The sequence below is a fragment of the Gemella haemolysans genome, assembly GCF_901873445.1.
Classification (GTDB): domain Bacteria; phylum Bacillota; class Bacilli; order Staphylococcales; family Gemellaceae; genus Gemella; species Gemella haemolysans_C.
Genome location: NZ_CABFLN010000053.1, coordinates 37,338 through 58,462 on the forward strand (window position 1 = coordinate 37,338; position 21,125 = coordinate 58,462).

General features: G+C 28.8%; 23 protein-coding genes, 1 pseudogene and 1 riboswitch. Of the genes and pseudogenes, 3 read left to right on the plus strand and 21 right to left on the minus strand.

The annotated features are described in order from the left end of the window. Window positions 1–12 precede the first annotated feature (12 nt). Window positions 13–789, minus strand: a complete 777-nt coding sequence (locus JX287_RS06635; RefSeq protein WP_204643918.1) for a phosphatidylserine decarboxylase — start codon at window positions 787–789, stop codon at window positions 13–15. 397 nt (window positions 790–1,186) lie between these two features. Here JX287_RS06635 and JX287_RS09130 point away from each other — a divergent pair. Both JX287_RS09130 and JX287_RS06645 read left to right on the plus strand, forming a co-directional pair. Next, window positions 1,187–1,273 (plus strand): annotated as a pseudogene (locus JX287_RS09130) (TetR family transcriptional regulator); the annotation flags it as partial. A 33-nt stretch (window positions 1,274–1,306) separates the two neighbouring features. After that, window positions 1,307–1,735, plus strand: a complete 429-nt coding sequence (locus JX287_RS06645) for a hypothetical protein (protein WP_239650357.1) — start codon at window positions 1,307–1,309, stop codon at window positions 1,733–1,735. A 62-nt stretch (window positions 1,736–1,797) separates the two neighbouring features. Here the strand turns inward: JX287_RS06645 and JX287_RS06650 are convergent, their stop codons facing one another. From JX287_RS06650 to JX287_RS06675, 6 genes are all read right to left on the minus strand, one after another. Beyond that, window positions 1,798–2,157, minus strand: coding sequence for a truncated hemoglobin (locus tag JX287_RS06650; protein WP_204643927.1), 360 nt, complete (start codon window positions 2,155–2,157; stop codon window positions 1,798–1,800). 165 nt (window positions 2,158–2,322) lie between these two features. Beyond that, window positions 2,323–3,504, minus strand: a complete 1,182-nt coding sequence (gene metK / locus JX287_RS06655; protein ID WP_204643929.1) for a methionine adenosyltransferase — start codon at window positions 3,502–3,504, stop codon at window positions 2,323–2,325. A gap of 117 nt (window positions 3,505–3,621) precedes the next feature. Further along, window positions 3,622–3,724, minus strand: a riboswitch (SAM riboswitch). A gap of 706 nt (window positions 3,725–4,430) precedes the next feature. Beyond that, entirely contained in the window at window positions 4,431–4,922 is a 492-nt protein-coding gene (locus JX287_RS06660; protein ID WP_204643937.1) for a PH domain-containing protein, read from the minus strand. Next, on the minus strand, window positions 4,915–6,420 hold the full coding sequence (locus JX287_RS06665; protein ID WP_204643945.1) for a PH domain-containing protein: 1,506 nt from the start codon (window positions 6,418–6,420) through the stop codon (window positions 4,915–4,917). Before JX287_RS06665 ends, JX287_RS06660 begins: the two co-directional genes overlap by 8 nt. Continuing rightward, complete coding sequence (locus tag JX287_RS06670; protein ID WP_204643947.1) at window positions 6,413–6,910, minus strand: hypothetical protein; 498 nt, start codon at window positions 6,908–6,910, stop codon at window positions 6,413–6,415. Before JX287_RS06670 ends, JX287_RS06665 begins: the two co-directional genes overlap by 8 nt. Before the next feature lie 19 nt (window positions 6,911–6,929). Further along, the gene (locus JX287_RS06675; RefSeq protein ID WP_204643949.1) at window positions 6,930–7,559 is read right to left on the minus strand and encodes an MBL fold metallo-hydrolase; all 630 of its coding nucleotides are present in this window, start codon (window positions 7,557–7,559) and stop codon (window positions 6,930–6,932) included. Window positions 7,560–7,790: 231 nt separating this feature from the next. Between JX287_RS06675 and JX287_RS06680 the strand changes: the two genes are divergently transcribed. Next, complete coding sequence (locus JX287_RS06680) at window positions 7,791–8,939, plus strand: MFS transporter (protein WP_204643951.1); 1,149 nt, start codon at window positions 7,791–7,793, stop codon at window positions 8,937–8,939. A 46-nt stretch (window positions 8,940–8,985) separates the two neighbouring features. Here JX287_RS06680 and srtB read toward each other — a convergent pair whose 3' ends face one another. The 14 genes from srtB to JX287_RS06750 form a co-directional block, all read right to left on the minus strand. After that, on the minus strand, window positions 8,986–9,831 hold the full coding sequence (srtB, locus tag JX287_RS06685; RefSeq protein ID WP_204643959.1) for a class B sortase, LPKTxAVK-specific: 846 nt from the start codon (window positions 9,829–9,831) through the stop codon (window positions 8,986–8,988). Between the two features lie 227 nt (window positions 9,832–10,058). Further along, complete coding sequence (locus JX287_RS06690; RefSeq protein ID WP_204643961.1) at window positions 10,059–11,210, minus strand: pyruvate kinase; 1,152 nt, start codon at window positions 11,208–11,210, stop codon at window positions 10,059–10,061. A 314-nt stretch (window positions 11,211–11,524) separates the two neighbouring features. Further along, the gene (gene dusB, locus JX287_RS06695) at window positions 11,525–12,532 is read right to left on the minus strand and encodes a tRNA dihydrouridine synthase DusB (RefSeq protein WP_204643963.1); all 1,008 of its coding nucleotides are present in this window, start codon (window positions 12,530–12,532) and stop codon (window positions 11,525–11,527) included. Window positions 12,533–12,548: 16 nt separating this feature from the next. Further along, a complete protein-coding gene (folK, locus tag JX287_RS06700) occupies window positions 12,549–13,022 on the minus strand; it encodes a 2-amino-4-hydroxy-6-hydroxymethyldihydropteridine diphosphokinase (RefSeq protein ID WP_204643965.1) in 474 nt (157 codons plus the stop codon). After that, window positions 13,022–13,399 (minus strand): dihydroneopterin aldolase, encoded by a 378-nt coding sequence (gene folB / locus JX287_RS06705; RefSeq protein ID WP_204643967.1) that lies wholly within the window; start codon window positions 13,397–13,399, stop codon window positions 13,022–13,024. Before folB ends, folK begins: the two co-directional genes overlap by 1 nt. A gap of 198 nt (window positions 13,400–13,597) precedes the next feature. Further along, window positions 13,598–16,162, minus strand: a complete 2,565-nt coding sequence (locus JX287_RS06710; protein ID WP_204643969.1) for an endonuclease/exonuclease/phosphatase family protein — start codon at window positions 16,160–16,162, stop codon at window positions 13,598–13,600. 142 nt (window positions 16,163–16,304) lie between these two features. After that, a complete protein-coding gene (locus JX287_RS06715; protein ID WP_204643971.1) occupies window positions 16,305–17,489 on the minus strand; it encodes an MFS transporter in 1,185 nt (394 codons plus the stop codon). After that, window positions 17,482–17,748, minus strand: a complete 267-nt coding sequence (locus JX287_RS06720; protein ID WP_204643973.1) for a DUF2087 domain-containing protein — start codon at window positions 17,746–17,748, stop codon at window positions 17,482–17,484. The genes JX287_RS06715 and JX287_RS06720 overlap by 8 nt, the downstream gene beginning before the upstream one ends. Before the next feature lie 133 nt (window positions 17,749–17,881). Further along, complete coding sequence (locus JX287_RS06725) at window positions 17,882–18,250, minus strand: single-stranded DNA-binding protein (protein WP_048802277.1); 369 nt, start codon at window positions 18,248–18,250, stop codon at window positions 17,882–17,884. Between the two features lie 65 nt (window positions 18,251–18,315). Next, window positions 18,316–18,600, minus strand: a complete 285-nt coding sequence (locus JX287_RS06730; RefSeq protein ID WP_048802276.1) for a cupin domain-containing protein — start codon at window positions 18,598–18,600, stop codon at window positions 18,316–18,318. 54 nt (window positions 18,601–18,654) lie between these two features. Then, window positions 18,655–19,410 carry a class I SAM-dependent methyltransferase gene (locus JX287_RS06735; protein ID WP_204643975.1) on the minus strand — a complete coding sequence of 252 codons (756 nt, stop codon included), beginning with the start codon at window positions 19,408–19,410 and terminating at the stop codon, window positions 18,655–18,657. A gap of 132 nt (window positions 19,411–19,542) precedes the next feature. Further along, on the minus strand, window positions 19,543–20,187 hold the full coding sequence (locus JX287_RS06740) for an epimerase (protein ID WP_204643977.1): 645 nt from the start codon (window positions 20,185–20,187) through the stop codon (window positions 19,543–19,545). A gap of 12 nt (window positions 20,188–20,199) precedes the next feature. Next, on the minus strand, window positions 20,200–20,559 hold the full coding sequence (locus JX287_RS06745) for a DUF1304 domain-containing protein (protein WP_204643979.1): 360 nt from the start codon (window positions 20,557–20,559) through the stop codon (window positions 20,200–20,202). A 12-nt stretch (window positions 20,560–20,571) separates the two neighbouring features. Continuing rightward, complete coding sequence (locus JX287_RS06750) at window positions 20,572–20,985, minus strand: MarR family winged helix-turn-helix transcriptional regulator (protein ID WP_204643989.1); 414 nt, start codon at window positions 20,983–20,985, stop codon at window positions 20,572–20,574. Window positions 20,986–21,125 lie beyond the last annotated feature (140 nt).

Genomic DNA, 21,125 nt, shown 5'->3' on the forward strand with positions numbered 1-21,125 from the left:
TTTACCGATAGCCTATAAAATAGTTGCTATTTTCTCTCCCATCTTGATTTCTTTATTTTCTAAGTTTTCCTCTAAGATTATGTTATCTTTTTCGAACAGTAATACTACTGTTGAACCAAACTCAAAGTACCCTAACTCTTCCCCTTTTTTCACATAAATGCTCTCATATGTAGGAATTATTGAGTTGACATTTTGAGCTCCTACTGGTATTAATGTATAATTAATTTTTCCATTTAATCTATACACTTGTCTGTAGTTATAACTTAGTATATTATCTCCTAATTCCAGTCCAAGGTTATTAACTGGATATGAATATTTACCAAGACTATATGCATCCTTTACCTGGCAATTCATCGGGAAGTGAATACGGTGATAATTCTTTGGGCTAAGATATATTATCATGTATGTACCATCTTTATATTTATCAGCTAACTCACTATCTCCAACTAATGTTTGAACGTTATAAACTTGATTTTTAACAACAAATGTACTATCTTCACCGATAACACCTACTTCAGAAATTACTCCATCTGTTGGGCTTACAAATGAATTTTCATCTTGATTGATTGGTCGAGAATCTGGGCGCAGCTTTCTAATAAAGAATTCATTTAAATTTTTAAAATCATCAATTTCATCTAAAATTTCATCAGTATTAATATCATATACCTTAGCAAAAGGTTGAATCATTAATCGACTTAGATTAGATTTTGTTAATTTTTTTAGAGCTTTAGAACTCATATTTCCATTAGTTAATTCAACACAAAGTTGAAACATTTTCTTTTTTAACATACCCGTCTCCTTATTGAATATCATGTTATATTTTACTATAAAAGTCGTTTAAATACAAATATTGCAAAGAAAAAAGCTAAAAATCATCATCCTAATTATCAAATTTAGCTCAACTTATATTTCATAATAATTATCACATTATAAATTTTATATTTTCTTACACATTTAATTATATAACAATTATTATGCTATACGTTATCATTATACTTACTTTAATATTTGTATATTCAAATTTAAATAAAATTTTTATTATAAAATATTGATTTTAGCAATATAAAATTGTATAATAAAATTATAATAATAATGTAAGGGAGTGAATGACATGACGTTAAATAATAAAGTAAAAGAAAACATTATTTTAACAACTGTCCAAAACGTTTGAACTAAGGGCTATTCTCTGACAAGTGTTCAGGATATAATTAAAAAAGCAAAAGCCCCTAAAGGAAGCGTATACTACTATTTTCCAAAAGGAAAAGATGAAATTTATCTAGAAGCACTAGATAAAATTAACTGTAATGTGAAAAAAGAGTTTAAAACAATTTCTCCTAAATTAGGGACTTTAGAGGAGTATTTAACAACTGTTTTTGATCTTTTTATATCAAAAGGTAAGGCTTGTAAACATAGTGGTTTTTCACTTACATTATTAGCGATGGAGACTGCCGAACTTTCTCCAATTATCGCTGAAAAATGCAGTGATATACTTGAAAATTGGCGTTTATTACTTGCAGATGGTTTATTCGATAGAAATTTACCTGAGGATATTTGCAATCCTGTTAGCGAATGGCTATTCACTAGTATACAAGGTGCATTGACTGCCAATAGAATACATAAAGACGAAGCATTCCTTTTCAATATAAAATCTTCAATTAGATTTGTTTCTACCTCTTCTCCTGAAACACTTAGAGAGATTTTCTCTAGATCAGATGAAGATGAAGTTGTAGCATAATAATTACCCGTTTTACTGAATATGTTATGTATTCAATAAAACGGGTTTATATTTTAAATAATTTAAATTGTATTTATCATTTGCATTGTCAATGAGTTTATTTTTTGACTAAAGAATTTCTTTATAGCTGGGTCTAATTCTAATCTATCCAACGCTAACTCGAAATCTTCTAACCAGTATTTTGCTTCTTTTATTGATATTGGCAATTTCATATGTTTTCTTCTCAAATCAGGTGTTGCGAATACAGAATGACCTGGTTCTCCTAGAAATAATCTAAAAAATCTTTTTTGTTCTATTTTAATTTTATCAAATCCTTCAATAAATAAAAGATTAATTCTATCATCATTAGGTATAATATCATCATACATATACATAACTAACTGATCAATTTTTTCTTCTCCTATTTGGTCATATAAATTCATCATAACCTCCATAATTTGTACATATTTTTTTCACGTTTTGTCCTTATTTATATTAAACTACATATAGTATTATTTTGCAATTAAAATAAACCAAAATTTCTTAAAAATTATCATTAGATAATTAAAGCGTAAAATAGGATAAACCTATTCTACGCTTTAATTTTATTATTTTAATAATTTTCTAAATGCTTCTATTTTGTCAGTTCTTTCCCAAGTAAACTCAACATCTTCTCGTCCAAAGTGACCGTATGCTGCTGTTTTCTTGAAGATTGGTTTTCTTAAGTCTAAAGTTTCGATGATCCCGTTTGGTGTTAAACGGAATTCTTCTTTGATTGTTTTAACAATTTCACCCTCGTCAACTTTTGATGTTCCAAATGTCTCTACAAAAATCGATACTGGATGAGCCACTCCAATTGCGTAAGCTAATTGAACTTCTGCTTTATCACAGATTCCACTAGCAACGATATTTTTAGCGATATATCTAGCCATATATGCTCCTGATCTATCTACTTTAGTCGCATCTTTTCCACTGAATGCACCCCCACCGTGACGTGAGAATCCACCATATGTATCTACGATAATTTTACGTCCTGTAAGCCCGGCATCTCCAACTGGTCCACCGATTACGAATCTTCCTGTTGGATTAATGAAGTACTTAGTATTTTCATCTAATAGGTCTTTATCTAAACATGGTTCGATTACGTATTTTTTAATATCCGCATGAATTTGTTCTTGACTTACATCTGCATCATGTTGAGTTGAAACTACGATTGTATCGATTCTATTTACTTTATGATTCACATCATATTCGATTGTCACTTGCACTTTTCCGTCTGGACCTAAGTATGTAAGAGTACCATTTTTTCTAACTTCTGCTAATTGTTTTGAAAGTTTTTGACTTAGGTAAATTGGTAGTGGCATAAATGTTGGTGTTTCGTTAGTTGCAAATCCAAACATAAGACCTTGGTCTCCAGCACCTACTTCATTCTCTTCTTTTTGTTGTTTTGTTTCTAATGAGTTATCCACTCCTAAAGCGATGTCTGGAGATTGTTTATCTAAACCTACAAGAACTGAAATATGATCTCCTGAATATCCTTTGTTAGGATCGTTATATCCAATTTCATTAATTGTATTACGTACGATTTGTTGGAAGTCTACATTTGCTGTTGTTGAAACTTCTCCTACTAATACTGCTAATCCTGTGTTTACACATGTCTCACAAGCTACACGTCCGTATGGATCTTGTTCTAAAATCGCATCTAAAATCGCATCTGACACTTGGTCAGCGATTTTATCTGGGTGTCCTTCTGTAACTGATTCTGATGTAAATAAATATGTTTTGCTCATTTTTTTCTCCTAAAATATTTTTGTCTGATATTAATACAAATCTTTCTAAGTTCTTAATATCTTTAAATTAAAATTAAAATTAAAAGACCTTATCTTATAGACAAGGTCTTTATGTATACCTCATCGTTCAAAGTAAACTTTGCTAAGGAAAGCACCTTAATCAATTGATTAGGTTGCTGGAGTTCATCGGGCCTTATCCCTCACTCACTCTTGATAAGTATTTATATTTCTTTTATCAGCATATTCGATTTTAATATACTTTCTATCATTTGTCAAATGATAAAGTATAAAATTAATATTCTATATTGTATTTACTTCTTTCTTGAAGGATTTTTTCCTTTAATTTCTCCGTTTCCTCTATTGAAATCGGTATGAATCGTCTTACCGACTTGAATTTTTTCCTTTTCACACTTAACACACAGAAGAAATACTGGAATTATTACTCCATTATCCCTCTTCTATGATATAATTAACTTGTCGTTGATAACAAATCAAATCCTGCGATAGTAGGAGGTGATATTATACTTTTATGGAAATACTTACTCAAATAGTGCTTAACGTTACGGGGCTGATTCAAAAGTACTAGATTTTAAAAATAATTTACATGAAAACTCATAGACGCAGTGGTTTATTGATATCTAAATTCGCTTTATAAAAGCTCTTTAGATACCTAATAAACTGTGCGGGGGTGACTCGACAAAATCGATTTCTCCGAAATCACGATTTTTGAGTCACTCCCAAATGGCTTGACGAAAAGCACTCTAATATACAACGATAAGCCTTATTATGTTTCTTCATAATAAAAACACTAGCATTGTAACGGGTGCTAGTGTTTTACTTTTATGTTTTTACTTACTCTTTATAACTATATTCTAAACTAATATCAGTTAATTGTCAAATAAAACTCCTGAAAAGATATAGTAAAATTAATATTCAATATTATACTTACTTCTCTCTTTGAGAATTTTTTTCTTTAACTTCTCCGCTTCTTCAATAGGCAGACAATCAATCGATAATTTACTATATATTCCCGTTACTTGTATATTAGCTAATTTAAACTTATTTAAAACTGGACCTGTATGTATCGTAACATCTTGAATCGTATTATACGGCAAAGTTTTTTTACTCTTGAAAAATACTCCTTCAACTTCCGACACACCCATCTGGTCTACTTCATAGGAATAATTTCTAATTACTAAAGGAGGAACAGTTAAAGCAACTATAGCGTATATTGTTAATATCACTAATATACCTAGGCCTAAAAATGTATAATTTATTTCAGTTTTAAAATAATCATATACACTTTTACCAATAACTGGTGACAAGAAAACTAGAGCATATATCCCAAAATGTATTCTCACATATTGTATGGATCTTTGTGGTAAATTACTCGATTTTTTTTCAAATATTCTATTCATAATCTACCTCCGAAATTATAAAATCTCTTTCTAATTTTTCTTTATATTCTTTATCATAATATTTCAACTTAATATCTGAGTTTACTCCAATAGAATTTATTGATAAATGAGCAAGATTTCTTTTATTCATAAAATAGTTTGTTCTACTATTTATAGTTCCTACTTTTTTCACCTTAATAAATTCTGTTATTATTGTGAATTGTCTCATAAACGTATTTTTAAAGAAATGTTTATCGTAAGAAAGCTCATTATATTTCAACATATAGTTTTTCACTAAAATACTATATGAAACTAAGACAATATAAAAGACAATCGAACTTAAAACCTTATACTCAAACATCAAATCAATATTAGCAAAATATAAAATCGCACAGACTATTATCGGTAAAAAACTACAATTAAACAAACTCCAACGATACATTGCAAGCCTTGCTCTTCGTTGTATTTTTTCACTCTCTAAATTATCATAATGTTCTAAATCTATTCCTAGATTATTTTTTACAAAATTCTGCGCAAAATCTTTTTTGACTAAAGGTAAGACATCTATTGTAGATTTTTGCTCACTTAAATCTTCTGATACGTTATTAGTCAAGGTTTCAACAGATAACTTCGCTAGTCCAAAGAATCTATAACGTAACGGATATAACAATTTTACACTTTGAATTCTATCAATATCAATGACTAATGATTTTTTAGTTAATAATCCATATTTACACAGTAAATTATGATCTTTTGTCGTAAGGATAAAGTTATAATATTTTACAATCGTATGAATAATTGACGCAATTACTACTAAAATCATAAAAATCCCAATTATTATAAATATGGCTGTTATATTCCCCGCGACTGACTTAGCATTTTTTTGAAGAAGTTCATCAAAATAAGCTTCATTATCGAAAAGATATTTGAATACATCACGAATCTTACCATTTAATGCTAATATTAACCCTAAAGCTGCAAAGAATCTAACCCTAAGCAGCCCATAAAATGCAAGATCTTTAACAGATAATCTTAATATTTCTTTTTGAGACTCCTGCACTTTTTCTTCTTGATCTGAAGCTATATCTTCAGATGCATCTTGTTTTAATTCTCTTAGTATATCAATTAAGTTTAATGCGACTTCCTTCTTCAGAGGTTTTATCCTAATTTTACCTCCAACAAGATTAATATCTACAGAAAGTAGATTAAATACTTGGTACAATACGTTAGAACTCATATCTATCGACTGAATATTCTCAAGATTTATATTTTTTGCTTCTTTATTTATTATTCCTTTTGTATAAATTAGGGCTCCATTGCACACTTCATAACTTTTTAGAAAATAATCAAATATACCTATTACTATTAGTAAAAGAAATCCTACTAAAACTAGTAAATAATATTTCCAATTTTGCTCTTTTAATGCCAGCACCATAAAAATACCAAACAATCTAAATCCAGTAATTACAGAATCCATAATAACCATAGGATGTACTCGACTTTTTTTAATATTATTCATCTTTATACCTCCTATAGTTAAGATTATTTTCTAGTATTGTTAACAGCAGTTTTTCTAACTGTTCTACATCCTTTCTAGAAACATAGAATCCTAATTTTTCCGAACCAGTGTTTATACTAATCTTGTAAATATTGAACTTTTTCGATATTACATTTTGTTTAATTGTGTAATCTAGTATATTTCTAAGTGGGGCTACTTTCTCCAACTTAAAGAATGTATATATTAGTGTTGATGCTAGTTTAAAATATTCATCTGTTATTTCAAAAAATGTATTGTACTCATATTTATCTCTTAGCATTACAACTATGACATGATTTAAAAATACTAATCCTAATATTATCCATAAGATAATATACAAGTCTACACCAAAAACTTCTTCAAAACCAGTAAATTTAAAAATTGCAGAAGCCACAGCAACACACGTTAAACTTATCGCCCAAATATTAAAGAATATATAATCAACATACAATCTTCCTATATACTTTCTCACAAAATCCCTCCCTTTTTTATTAACAACCTATAAGATTTAGATTTCGTTCACGTTCAATTGTAGTCTCATCTCCATGCCCTGGATAAACTATTTTCGCACCATCAAGCTTGAATAATACATTTCCTAATGAATTTTTCAAGGCATCATAATCTGATCCGTATAAATCATAACGACCAAAACCGCTTCTAAATAATGCATCTCCTACAACTATAAATTTTCCAAAGTCGAATGATACTCCACCTGGTGAATGCCCCGGGGTTGGTAGAACTGTAAAACTTAAACCGGCAATTTCGTATTTTTTATTTTCTTCAAACTCAAATTCTGCTGGATCAGTCATTGGTGGTCTTCTTAAACGGAACAAAGTTGATCCATTAAAATCTGGATTTTGTAACCAGTCACGTTCATGTCCCGAAATATATACAGGCACTCCGTAATGTTTTCTACACTCATCTAATGACATAATATGATCAAAATGAGCATGAGTTAATAATATTGCTTCGATTTTCACATTTAATTCATCTACCGCCTTTTGAATTCTATCGAAACCTTCCCCTGGATCTACAATAACTCCGCGCCCATCTTTATAAACTATATAACAGTTTTCATCTACCATATCCATTACTATTCTTCTAATTTCTGCTTTTGTCATTTTCTCAAAACCTTTCCATAATTATTGTTATCTTTATTTTATCCTATTATTATGTTATTAACAAGTCTTGGTTAGTAGTTTTTTTACTTTACTTATATAACCTCTCTTCTCTTGACCTTATTTAATATTTTTTTTATACTTGAATAGTATGGTTTTCATAAGAAACTTAGTTTTTTCCTAACTTTTTCATGAAAAGTCGGGTTTAAATATCTAAGAAAAGGAGATACAAAAATGAAATTAAATTCATTCGCTAAGTTTTCATTACTTAGTATTTCAATATTATTAATGTCACACCTTGCTATTTCTCCAGTAATTCCAAATCTATATAATTTTTATCATACTAATAACCCAAACATAGGTCTGGCTTCTGTAGAGAGTTTAGCAACAATACCAGCTATGATGATTACAATTTTCGTTCTTCTTAGCAATGGTGTTATTAAATTAATCGGAAAGAAAAACACAGTTCTTCTTGGGCTTATACTTATCTTTATCTTTGGTATAGTACCAGCCTTTACAACTAACTTCAAAGTTGTCTTAATCAGTAGATTACTTCTTGGTGCTGGTATCGGATTATTCAACTCACTTTCAATCAGTATGATTAGTGATTTCTTTGATGAAGAACACCGTGGTACTATGATCGGATTAAGAACTGCATTTTTAAATGTAGGTAAAGCTTTAACTACCTTTATTTCAGGATACTTATTAATCTACGGTATTCAATATACATTTTTAGTTTATGCTTTAGCACTTCCTATATTTATAATATTCCTATTATTCGTACCTAATGCTGAAAATGTAAATAATAAAAAAGTAAGTATTAAGTTTCATAAAGAAACTATCGTTCTAACTCTTCTAACATTTCTAGTAGGAATTTCTTACATGGGAGCAACTATTAAAATCCCTACACTACTAGCAGAAAAATATCATTATCAACCAGATATAGCTAGAAATCTACTTACAATCTTAGCTTTAAGTGGTATACTTTCTGGAGTTATCTTTGGTATTCTAGTTAAAAGATTTAAAAATCTAACTTTACCAATTATGTTAAGTTTCATGACTGTTGGAAGTGTATTATTTACTTTAACAAATAATATTATTATCTTCTACATCTCAGCTATTTTTATTGGAATAAGCTTCGTAGGAACTATGTCATTTAACTTCTTCTATATTTCAAACAAGTTAGATAATAAATTTATCAACTTTGCAACAAGTGTAATTTTAGTTGGTGGAAATATTGGTGTTATCCTTACTCCTGTAGTGCTGACAAAAATACCGGAAGCCCTACACTTAGAAAAATATACAACACCATTTTTCATTACTACTGCTTTAATGCTAATTTCTACATTAGTTAGTTATACAGTATTAAGAAATAAAAAATAAAAGGAGAACATCTTTGATACTAATATCTTAGATGTTCTCCTTTTTATTAACTATTAAACAGCTCTTTATTTTTCTCTAAAAATTCTTTTAATTCATTATCTGGTACTTGTCTTGCTAACACTAGTGTTCGTAATGCAACATCGTCTATTCTACAAGTACAGAAAACAGTCATATTATCCTCTCCAGAAATTTTACTATTTTCTAGCCAATTTCTAGCACCTTCTTTAAACAGCTTAATAAATTCTCCTTTTTTATCTGAAGTAGTAGGAATTTGATATAAATTCGTAAATTCATTTACAACTTTCACACCAGTTACTTCATAATAATACTTTCTTTCAGGAGTTTCCATAACAATAACTCTATGACTATCAAAATAATCTTTTTTTGCAAACCAGTTCATATTATTAAACACTCTAGTGTCTAAAGTAATTTTCTTTTCTTCAATTCCAGCTCTTGCATGTCCGAAAACCCATTTAACATCACTCTTAGTTAAATCAGGTTGATTCTCATAATCCATGAAAACTGCTCCTAAAAGAGGTGCTGGTTTGTTATTCAAATCATATTCCAGATATTTTGAATTATTAGTTGTTTGCAACATCGGTTCTTTTAAAGAATCTTTCCCATCACCTAGTACATACATATAACCGATAACCTCTCTATTTATCGCCTTCAACTCATTAAATTTTTTTTCTAAGTATTCTTTCTCCGCTTTATCTACAACATATTTTTCTTCTTGTTTTACATTTTCTTTTTTCTCAACTTGAGTATAAAATTCACTTGAACCTATATTCGAATTAAAGTATGAGTAAGCTCCAAATGAACCACCAATTAAAATTATAACTAGTAGTAGATATTTTACTATATTTCTGAATATTGATTTACTATTTTTCATTAAGTCTTTCCTTTCTATAAATTATCTCTTTTTGTCTAAATCACAAATTAGATTATATCATATTTACATAAATTTCTTCAAAAGACTATATTGCTAGTTTGAAAATTAATTTTGATTTATGTATTATTTAATTTTCATCTAGAATTATTCTTTTAGCATTCAAAAAAAGAGTGATTTAAAATCAGTTGATATTTTAAATCACCCTTATTATGGTTTATTTTATTATTTTAAACTTGTCTAATATTTACAAAGTCAGTAGGTGGAACATTGTCTTTTCCTAAATCTGGTTGTCCTGCTGTGATTAGAATTAAATCTCCTTCTTTTGCTAAACCAGAATCTTTAGAAAAATTCGGTGCACAATTTAGCATTTCTTCCATTGATAGTGTTTTTTCTTCTATGAATGTAGTAACACCTCGTGTTAATGCTAATTTTCTAGCTTTTTGTTTAGTTGGCACTACTGCTAATATTGGAACTTTTGGTCGATATCTTGCGATAAACTTCGCAGTACTTCCTGACTTCGTATAAGTTACGATATTATTTACATCAACAGAATCAAGTAGGTATTTAGTTGATAATGAGATTGCATGCGCAATGTTCATTTTGTGATGTTTATATTCTTCCGAATCATCGTCTTTTACTATATCTTGATTTTCGATGTAGGTAATTATTCTATCAACTGTTTCTAATGCTTCTTTAGGGTAATTCCCTATTGCTGTTTCTTCAATTAACATAATTGCATCAACACCATCTATAATTGCATTAGCTACATCAGACACTTCTGCACGTGTTGGTCTTGGGTTATAAATCATTGAATGAAGCATTTGTGTTGTTAATATTACTTCTTTTGTCGAATCATTAGCTTTTCTAATAATTTCTTTTTGGATACTAGGTAAATTTTGGTAAGGTAATTCCATACCTAGCTCATCCCTATTAATCATTATTGAATCTGCAAATTGAATAATTTCATCAATATTCTCGTACGCTTCTTTACAATCTATTTTTACAATTAATCCAATATCTTTCTTCTCATTAGCTTGAAGTATACTTTTTACTTTTCTAATTTCATCCAAATTACTAACAAATGGGCAGGCAACAAAGTCAACATCATTTTGACAAGCAAAATGAACATTGTTCTCTTCAATTTTTATAAGTTTATACTTACTTTCTGCATATATATGATCTAAATCATAAATTATTGCAGTATTTTTATTTAGTTTTTCTCTTAATTCTTTTATCTTACTAATTCTAAAATCACACTCTTCTGTACATCCATAATAATTATCAATTAATACAGCATCCGCCCCATTTTCTATAATATATTCTAATAGTTCTTCTGTACTGTTTCCTAAAGTTGCGATAATTTTTGCCTTTCTAGTCATAATATACCTACCTTATCTTTAAAACGTTTCCTTTAAAAATTATTATAACACATTAAATTATTATTTTCTAGACAGTTTTATAAATTTGTAATCTTTAGCTCCTATTACTTTTGTGCTCTTTTCTCTATTGAAATTATAATTCATTTTCTTTTAATATTGTAAAAACGTTAATTTTTCAGCTATATTCATTCTTTAGAATCATTAATAAAATTTCTAAGTCTACATATTACAATAATAAAAAAGAAACTATACATTAATACGTACAATTTCTTTTTTCTATATTTTACATTTCAATTAATCAATAATTCAACACATTAAATTATAATTTCTTTTTTAGGTGTTGCTACTCCTGATTCAAGATAATCTAAAAATTCACCAAATAAATTTTCCATCTCTGCATATGAGTTTAAAGTATTTAATTCTTTTTTAACTTTTGCTCCACCTTTAATACCTTTCATGTAATAAGCAGCATGTTTTCTCATTTCATGTACAGCAACTTTCTCAGGCTTAATTTCCATAAGTCTTCTTAAGTGTAATAAACATACATCTATTTTTTCTCTTGGTGTTGGTTCTTCTGTTAATTCCCCAGTTTCAAGATATTTAACTGTGCGATATAACATCCATGGATTTCCTAAAGCTGCACGCCCAATCATAACCGCATCACAGTTAGTATCATCTAACATCTTCTTAGCTAATTCAGGTGTAGTTACATCACCATTACCTATTACAGGAATTTTAAGTTCTTTTTTCACATCACGAATAACATCCCAGTTAGCTTTCCCACTATACATCTGAACTTTTGTTCTACCGTGGATAGCAATTGCACTAGCTCCAGCGCGCTCTGCATTTCTTGCATTATCCATTATATAAATATGCTCATCATCCCATCCCATACGCATTTTTACAGTTACAGGTTTAGACACTGAGTCTACAAGACGGGCAATTACCTCGTATACCTTATCGGGATTAAGAAGTAACTTACTACCAGCATCTACTTTTGTAATTTTTGGAACTGGACATCCCATATTTAAGTCGATAATGTCAGCTTCTGTATTTTTATCAACGTACTTCGCAGCTTCCACTAAAGTATCGATTTCTCCACCAAATATTTGTAAACTTAATGGACGCTCCCTTGGATCAATATATAACATATTCATCGTCTTTTTATTATTAAATAAAATTGCTTTATCACTAACCATTTCAGCACAAACTAATCCAGCACCAAATTCCTTAGCTGTTAAACGAAACGCAGCGTTACACACACCTGCCATTGGTGCTAAAACTACTCTGTTCGGTATTTCAATTTCTCTAATTTTAAACATCTTCTATCCTTTCATTTTACAATTTTTCTTTATACAAACTAATTTTTTCTGTTATTTTGTCTAATGATTGCTTTATACTCTTACCATCAACCTCTATAGCTCCATACATTTCTACTAATGGAGCTAGTACGAAATTTCTTTCATGAATATATTTATGAGGTACAATCAATCTATCATCATTAAAAACTAAATTATTATATGTGATTATATCGATATCTATCGTTCTATTTCCCCAGTGCTCTTTTCTAATACGACCAAGTTCTAACTCTATCTTTTGAATAGTATCTAGTAGTTCATAAGCTTCTATCGAAGTTTCTATTTCTATGCACATATTTAGAAAGTTTTGATCAGCTACTCCACCCCATGCAGGTGTTTCGTAAATACTGCTTAGTTTTATAATTTTAAGATTACTCGCTTCTATTTTTCTTAAAGCATCTTTTAAATATTGTTCTCGTGGCTCTATATTGGTTCCTAATGCCAGTATAATCATTATAATCCAAACTCCTCACGTGTTGTTTCTATAACTACTCCACATTGTTCAAAATGATATTTTATAGGTGCAGATGGTTTATTAATTTCTAGCTTAACATTTTCAATTTGTAGAAACTTTTCAAAAATATTTTTTAAAATTTCTCCAGCTAAGCGTTCTAATAAATTATACGTATTTGAAGTTGCAGTCTCTACTACTACATCTGCAATATCAGCATAACTTATGCTGTCTGTCATCTCATCACTAAACAACGCCTTCTTATAATCAAGCTCACACTCAATACTAAAAATAAATTTCTGACCTAATCTATTTTCTTCTTCAAATAACCCATGATTAGCAAATACTTCAAGATTATTTATAAATAATTTCGTCTTCATGATTAATATACCTCTCAATCATTATTTTGCTTAACTATAAAATTTTAACATATTTCACCTTATTTCTCTAATGATTATACTTACATATCAATAAAAAAAACGACTTAAAATTATGATTTAATAAAATTTCTTTTTAAGCCGTTTAAGTAAAAATCAATTTTTCTTAGTATTTTTACTGTGAAATTTGAATATTTTTATTTAGTTTTTACTTCTTTTTCTTCCTAAAACGAATGCAGCAACTGCACTTAATCCAGCAAATAGAAGTGAACTAGAAGAATTTAATCCAGTTTTTGGTAATATTGTATTTGTAGCATCCGCTTGCGTAGAATTATTCTTTTTAGAAGCTGATGATTTGGTTGCAATAACAAATGTACTAAAGTGAGATGTATTAAAAGTAAGTTTTCCATCTGTATACGAAGTATCTTTTATTTCTTCTAACACATTACCATTAACGTGATATACTTTCAATTGTTGATTTTCATCTTTAGTCACTGCTAAAGTAACAACACGATTTTCTCCTGTAGCTTTTAGCTCGTTACCATCTTTATCTTCAAAATGAAGTTCTAGAGTTCTTACTACATTTAATTCTGAATTAAGTTCTTTAACCAATTCTTTTATTTCTTTAGCTCTTTCTCCTGTAATATCTTGAGCAACAAATTTATCAACGTTGTTGATTTTTGATTCATCATATTCAACTGAGACTGTTACTCCATCAGCTAATGTAACAGTGCGAACAAAATCTTTTCCTGTTTTTTCAGAAGTAGCTAAATTAGCTGAATCTTTTGAACTATTAGGGTTAACTGAATTTACTAATACACCTGGTTGAGTTGATGTAGTTGATACTTCTTTCTTACTAAAGTCAATTTGTACAACTACTGGATCGTGGTCAGAAGCACGCCCATGTTCTTCCATGAATGAAGCGTTAATATGAACTGGAGAGAATACTACTTTATCCTTAATATTTTTAGAAATTAAAATATTGTCTAAACTTTGATTGCTTCCACGGTAGAAGTATGAATATCTATCTCCTTGTTCATGTTCAGCCATTAAGTTAACTAGTTCATTTCCTACGATTGTTCTTACACTATCTGAGAATTCAAAATCATTGAAGTCACCTGTTAGAACAAATTTTAAGTTAGGATTTTGACGTAATCCTTCTTTAATAAATGCATTTAAGATTTTTGCTTCTTCTATACGTTTTGGTCTAGTATTTTCAACTGATGGTTGATTAGAACCATAAATTGCATCATCACCTAATTTTGATTTTAAGTGGTTCGCAATTACTACGATTCTTTCACCTTTAAAATCAAATTCAGCAGCTAATGATTTTCTAACTTTCTCGAAGTGAACACTTGTTGGATCAATTCTAGCTGGGTTTTTCTCAAGGTGTCCATTTACAAAGCGTGCAGCTTCCTCGCTTCCACCTTTTTCTTTACCAATTAGAGTTACTCTCTTAGGATTATATAAATAAGCTACCCTAATGTTCGCGCCCGGTTTACCACCATCTTTTCCGTCAACTGGAGCTATCTCAGTATATTTATAATCGGGACCACCAAGACTCTTAATTCTTTGAGCTAATTTTTCCCCACTCTTAACTCCATCAACAGTTCCATCATTTACTCCACCATTGTTATCTTGAACCTCAATAAGAGTTATGATATCAGGACTGTGAACTTCTTTTATAAATGAATTAGCAATTTTATCAACTTTTTCCTCAGGCGTTTCATCATGACCACTGTTATTTGCTGAGAAGTTTTCAATATTATATGAAGCAATCGTTAATTTATCTTCAGAAGGATAAATTTTAGATACTTCACGTTTTAATCCTCCATCTTGAATTGCTGGTACACTAGATGGATCAATTTTATATGTTTTATTTTTATAAGTAACTACCCCTATAATATTTTCATTAAAGTAATCTTTTGCTTTTGCTACAAATTTATTCCCTACTGTAATAGGTAGTACTTCTGTGTTTTGTACACCAGGACGAAGATTTACTCCACCGATGTTATTAAGTTTTTGACCTTTGTAGTCACCTGGTAATACATAAATATCACCTTTATATTGCGGCCCAGTAACTTTTGGTTTAGTCACCTCTACACGCATCCCCTCTAGACTTTCCCAATAATCTAAAGCTTCAGTTTCTGGATTATATTTAGTTGGTGTATTATCAACTATGTCTTTAGGCATTTTTTCAGAAATGTTTAATGCTTTTGGTAAATCTGCTTTTCCTAATTTTGTTATAGTTGCGTTAATGATTTGAGTAACTGTTAAACTTCCAGCTGGTTTTTTAAAAGTTTGTCCTGGTTTTACAGAATATTCTTCCATATAACCTTCTTTAACAGTTCCTTGAACTTTTAATAAGTCACCTAATTCTACCTTATCTTTTGAAGCAACATATACTGCATCAGAAGTTTTCGGATTATTATCTGATACTTTATCTTGAACATAGAATCCTGTTTTATCTGTCTTAGTTACAACAACATTGTTTATTACTACTTCTTTTCCAACTAAAGGACTTGCATGACTTTCACCTTGTACTTCCCCGATGTTTTTTACTTCTTTTGGAGCAGTAGCTTGAGGGTTTGTTGTAGGCGCTCCAACAGGTGTTACTTCATTTTTTCCTGTTGTAGTTGCTGGTGCTACTACTTCTGTTTTCACCTCAGCCGCAGAAACTTCATTGGCTTCAGCCGATAAATAAGTTGCCCCTACTCCTCCTAATACTGCACTTGCTAATAATATCGATAATTTGTATTTTTTCACAATATGAACTCCTTGTATATAAGTTTATACTAATTATTTTACTATTAATCTACCTAATAAGCAACATCAATTGTTTACCTTTACAAAAAAATCCTCAATATAGATTTTTCTATATTGAAGATTCTTAAAATCAATAATTAAACTATTTAATTCTTCTTTTTTTCAGCTTTACCAACATAAATGATAAAATAATTACTCCTGCCAATGCCATAAATACTAACCATGTATTTTCTATTCCTACTCTATCAGTTAATAATCCATTTACAGATAGTAATATTGCTACAATAATAGATTCAAAAGTATAAAATATAGAAACTGTAGTCGTTCTATTTTCATCACTTTTTACTAGATATTTATGCATAAATACATTGACCTGAATACTCATCATAGTAAAGAAAATTATATACAGCATAAATAATAAAAACTTAGCATAAACATTCTGAATAAAGATAAACATTAATAACGTTCCAATATTAATAACTACAAATAAATACAATACATGTAATTTTGATAATTCATTTGATAGTTTTTCATATATAAGACTCCCTAACATTCCACTAATAGAAATACCTACCCAAATATAACCAATTATATTAGCGTCAAGCTTTTCAAATACCGCTTGCCATTGATTAGATGGTCCAAGATCTAAGATAGACGGAATAACGAAAAGTATCATAAGAAATACACTACTTTTTACATATAATGTTTCCTTCAGTGAGTTTTTAACCGTTCCAAATGATCCTTTTAATTTCTCGATTGATATTTTCTGTGTAATTTCTAAGTTTTTCATAAATAAAAATGTAATAAACAACGAAATAACAAAAACTGTCATACTTAAAATTATCGATAAACTTTTATAATAGACATACACGTACTTTGCACTTATAAATCCTATTATCGCTGAGAAAAATAGTGCATACAGTGAACTTCTTGAAAGAACTTTATCTATATCTATTTCTTCATTGTTTTTATTGTTTACATTGACCAACCAACTTGTTAAAGTTCCCGATTGAAATGACGTTGCAATTGCAGATAATATCGCAGATATGTATAACAAGATTAAACTATTACTAAGCAATAAGATTAAACCTATAACCCTAAAAACTGAACTAAGAAGACTACTATTTTTTGCTCCGATGTTATCAGTGATTGCCCCACAAGGAAGCTCAGTCATAAAAGAAGTCAACCAAAAAATCGATAAATAAAGCCCTACTTCAGCAAAAGAAAAATCTTTTGACAACAAATAAATATATAAAATTGGATTAAAAAATGATAATGCTACCGTAACTAATATATTATACAAATAATAAAATTTAGTATTATTCATCTTTTTCCCCTACAATCTTATACATTCTACCGTAATTATCTCTTTCTAAAAACTTATAATCAACAAGATATCTTCTAATTAGAGAATAATCTGGATAAATCTCCTTAATTGCTTCGTTTAATTCCTTCTCTGTAAACTCTAATGATTTTGCTTTCAACATCTCTAAAACTATTTGAAGAACAAGTATCTTGTTTTTTTCTTTTTTTGGTATCATCATTAATTTATCATTTTTAAAATATTTTATTTTTACTTCTTCCATATTACAATTTCCTTTCAAATTTATTTTTTATATACTATTATATATTATATAAAATAAAAAACAAGTATAAAAATAACCTCTAACTTAGTTTATACCATGTTAGAGGTTTTGCAATCTAGTTTACTTTTTATTTCTATTGTCCTAGAACAAAAACGTCCTCAGCTTCTTTTTCTTCTTTTTTAGATCCTTTAGTTAAAAATGAAATTTTATTAGCTATAATCTTAATTCTATAGTGGGTTACTCCGTCTTTATCTTTATAAACATTATTATTTAAAGTACCTACTATATTAAGCAAACTTCCTTTTTCACAGTATCTAGCTGTATTTTCTGCGATTTTACCAAAAGCAGTAAATTCGAAGAATTCAGTATCATAGTTTCCTTCTTTATTCTTAAAATCAGACTGAACTGCAATAGTAGCTTTAATATAACTTACTTTTTTATCACTTTCTTTTAATTCCGGTTTTTTTACTAATCTTCCTATTAAAATTACTTGATTTAACATAATTTATCCTCCCTTAAAATAGTAATCTAGATTGCTATGAAAACATTAGGAAGATTATCTTAGTCTTATTTATTGATTAAAGTAACAAAAACTTCGCCATCTTTCAAAAATTCTGCATTAATATAATTATCACCATCAAAATGTAATACCTTACCTGGTTCTACGATATGAATTTCTTCATCATTTAAAAATACTTTAACTTCACCTTTGACACAAGTGAATACTACTAAAGCTTCTGGATGATTGTGTTTAGGAATTACATCACCCTGTTTTCCTACTTTTTTTACTAATTTAAATCTATCATGTTTTTTTAATAAACCTGCTTCTTCAAAAATTATTCCTACGCTCATATTAATTCTCCTTTATTTAAAAACTATTTTATATTTATTGCGCTTACACTCTTATTATAGAACTTTTTTATTAACAAAACAAATAAAATTCATATCTTTTTCCAATTTTTTAAAAACTACTCCCATCTTAATAAACTGTGATCTATTTTCTCTCTTAAATCCATTTTTTATTATTTTTAACGTATTTAAAATACCTTCATCATCTACAAGTCCAGATACAGTGAGTAATGTAAGTTTATCATGAAGACTATTAACCGTCTTAAATCCCGCTTCTTCAAATAATGATAGCCAATTTTCTTTCGGTAACGGAGAAACATTCATATTAATTGCATCAGACAATGTCTTTCTCGTTTCTTCATAATTATTCAACAGCAGTATATCGTGAGTTAGAAGTAAGCCCTCTGGTTTTAATACTCTATAATATTCATTTAAGGCTTTAGATTTACTCTTATCACTAAACATAGTTAGCATAGCTTCATTTATAATATAATCAAAACTATTATCGGAGAACGTTAAATGAAATGCATCCGCCCTCATAAACTCGATATTCTTTAGATTATTCCTTACAACTTCAAGTTGTGCTTCTAAAATAGATTCTTTATCTACGTCTATTCCTATAAAGGTAGTCTTAGGATATCGTTTGGCTAAAGATATTAGATTTATTCCTCTATTACATGCAACTTCTAAAACACGATTTCCAGCTTCAAACTTTATATGTGCAATCAGAAAATTAGTTCCTTTAACCCCTCCAGGTCTTAATCTAGTTTTACCTAGTTTTTTTAAAAATTTATGCCCCATTTCTTTTTTCATAATGACCCTCCACGTTTTATATTATACTTTTATTGTACAATATGCTAAAATAAAAATCCAGAAATAACTGATAATAATTATCGATTATTTCTGGATTTCTCGGAATAATATTGTTAATAAATTTTCCCTTGTTTAAAAATCATTATAAGTATATGTTCCTTCACCTTTATTTTCAGTAGCGAAGCGAACTATTACTTTTCCTAATAAACTAGCCTCTATTGGACTATATTTTTTCAATTTTCCTTTTAACAACGCTTTGAAAATCGGTGTTAATTTTAAAAATACTTCCTCAAGAATTCTCTTATCTTCTCTTTTACTAATGAGTAGTGAAGGTCTAAATATTCTAAGAACACCTAAATTCATCTCATTCAATCTGTCCTCTAATTCACCTTTTAATGAAGTATAGAAACTTTTAGATTTGCTATTAGCTCCCATAGCCGAAACCACATTAAAACTTCTAATTTTCCCTTCACAAAGTTTAGCAAAATTCACAGTATAATCTACATCTATTTTTCTTTGATTTTCCTTTGAACCTGCAATTTTTATCGTCGTACCAAGACTAGCAAAAACATCCACATTTTCTAAAATATTCGTATCAAAATTAATATTTTCAAAATCTATAATTATCTTTTCCAACCTACTATCGTCAGGTAATTTACTAATAGAACTTCTCCCTAGAATATAAATTCTATCATAATATTCACCGCTCAGTATCTCATTTAAAATTTCTTTACCTACTACGCCAGTAGCACCAATAATTACCGCTGTGTTTTTCATACGTATACCTCTCTAAAATAATAATGTAATTAAAGCTAAGATTGGTAATCCACCTTGCTTTAATATTATTTTTTTATCACTTGTTAAACCACCATATATAGCAACAAGTATAATATATACCAATAGCATTCCTACTATTTCTTTAGGATTTTTTGAGAAAAATGTTCCATATAGAAGCCCAACTCCTATTAATCCATTATATACACCTTGATTTTTAAATAATATGTTTAAATTCGGTCTTTTCAATTCTTCTTTTGAAATATTAAATACTCTACTTGTACTATCTGAATCTGTTGCAAAAGTTTCTAAGTACATTATATAGAAAAATAATACTGCCACTAACACTGTTAAAATAGTTGATATTATATTCATTTTTACCTCTTCTTAAATTAAACTTTTATTAAATTTATCTAATAATTTAGTCATATTTTTTAGATCTTCATCTGTAAAATCCTCACTTATAATATTTCTGATATCAGTATCTTTAGTACAACTATCAATTTTGTTTTTTGAAGCTTCAGTTATTTCTACATAGATTTCTCTATTGTTTTCTTTATTACGACGCTTATTAATATATCCTGCTTCTTCTAATTTTTTTAAATGTCTAGTTATAGCAGCAGCGTCTATTTCTAAAATCTTAGATAGCTGTTTAGGGGTTGCTACATCAACTTCATATAAATACTTTATAATTTGAAATCTAGTTAAACTTATTCCTAATTTCTTCTCAAATATATTAGCAATCTTTCTCTCTAACACTTTCAAATCATGCAGTAAATTTACATACTCTCTTACGTTCATTCACATAACCTCCTCTTTTATTGACTAGTCAATTATTGATAGTTTTATTATAACTCAATCATAGTTGACTTGTCAATTATAATGCAAAAAAAAAGAATAAAAAAGAAGAAGAGTAATTAAAAATCACTCTTCCTTTTTTA

Excerpts from the sequence above, each read along its gene's own strand:
- JX287_RS06635 (WP_204643918.1), bottom strand. The coding sequence starts at position 789 with ATGTTAAAAAAGAAAATGTTTCAACTTTGTGTTGAATTAACTAATGGA.
- JX287_RS06650 (WP_204643927.1), bottom strand. The coding sequence starts at position 2,157 with ATGAATTTATATGACCAAATAGGAGAAGAAAAAATTGATCAGTTAGTT.
- metK (WP_204643929.1), bottom strand. The coding sequence starts at position 3,504 with ATGAGCAAAACATATTTATTTACATCAGAATCAGTTACAGAAGGACAC.
- JX287_RS06660 (WP_204643937.1), bottom strand. The coding sequence starts at position 4,922 with ATGAATAGAATATTTGAAAAAAAATCGAGTAATTTACCACAAAGATCC.
- JX287_RS06665 (WP_204643945.1), bottom strand. The coding sequence starts at position 6,420 with ATGAATAATATTAAAAAAAGTCGAGTACATCCTATGGTTATTATGGAT.
- JX287_RS06675 (WP_204643949.1), bottom strand. The coding sequence starts at position 7,559 with ATGACAAAAGCAGAAATTAGAAGAATAGTAATGGATATGGTAGATGAA.
- JX287_RS06680 (WP_204643951.1), top strand. The coding sequence starts at position 7,791 with ATGAAATTAAATTCATTCGCTAAGTTTTCATTACTTAGTATTTCAATA.
- srtB (WP_204643959.1), bottom strand. The coding sequence starts at position 9,831 with ATGAAAAATAGTAAATCAATATTCAGAAATATAGTAAAATATCTACTA.
- JX287_RS06690 (WP_204643961.1), bottom strand. The coding sequence starts at position 11,210 with ATGACTAGAAAGGCAAAAATTATCGCAACTTTAGGAAACAGTACAGAA.
- dusB (WP_204643963.1), bottom strand. The coding sequence starts at position 12,532 with ATGTTTAAAATTAGAGAAATTGAAATACCGAACAGAGTAGTTTTAGCA.
- folK (WP_204643965.1), bottom strand. The coding sequence starts at position 13,022 with ATGATTATACTGGCATTAGGAACCAATATAGAGCCACGAGAACAATAT.
- folB (WP_204643967.1), bottom strand. The coding sequence starts at position 13,399 with ATGAAGACGAAATTATTTATAAATAATCTTGAAGTATTTGCTAATCAT.
- JX287_RS06715 (WP_204643971.1), bottom strand. The coding sequence starts at position 17,489 with ATGAATAATACTAAATTTTATTATTTGTATAATATATTAGTTACGGTA.
- JX287_RS06720 (WP_204643973.1), bottom strand. The coding sequence starts at position 17,748 with ATGGAAGAAGTAAAAATAAAATATTTTAAAAATGATAAATTAATGATG.
- JX287_RS06725 (WP_048802277.1), bottom strand. The coding sequence starts at position 18,250 with ATGTTAAATCAAGTAATTTTAATAGGAAGATTAGTAAAAAAACCGGAA.
- JX287_RS06730 (WP_048802276.1), bottom strand. The coding sequence starts at position 18,600 with ATGAGCGTAGGAATAATTTTTGAAGAAGCAGGTTTATTAAAAAAACAT.
- JX287_RS06735 (WP_204643975.1), bottom strand. The coding sequence starts at position 19,410 with ATGAAAAAAGAAATGGGGCATAAATTTTTAAAAAAACTAGGTAAAACT.
- JX287_RS06740 (WP_204643977.1), bottom strand. The coding sequence starts at position 20,187 with ATGAAAAACACAGCGGTAATTATTGGTGCTACTGGCGTAGTAGGTAAA.
- JX287_RS06745 (WP_204643979.1), bottom strand. The coding sequence starts at position 20,559 with ATGAATATAATATCAACTATTTTAACAGTGTTAGTGGCAGTATTATTT.
- JX287_RS06750 (WP_204643989.1), bottom strand. The coding sequence starts at position 20,985 with ATGAACGTAAGAGAGTATGTAAATTTACTGCATGATTTGAAAGTGTTA.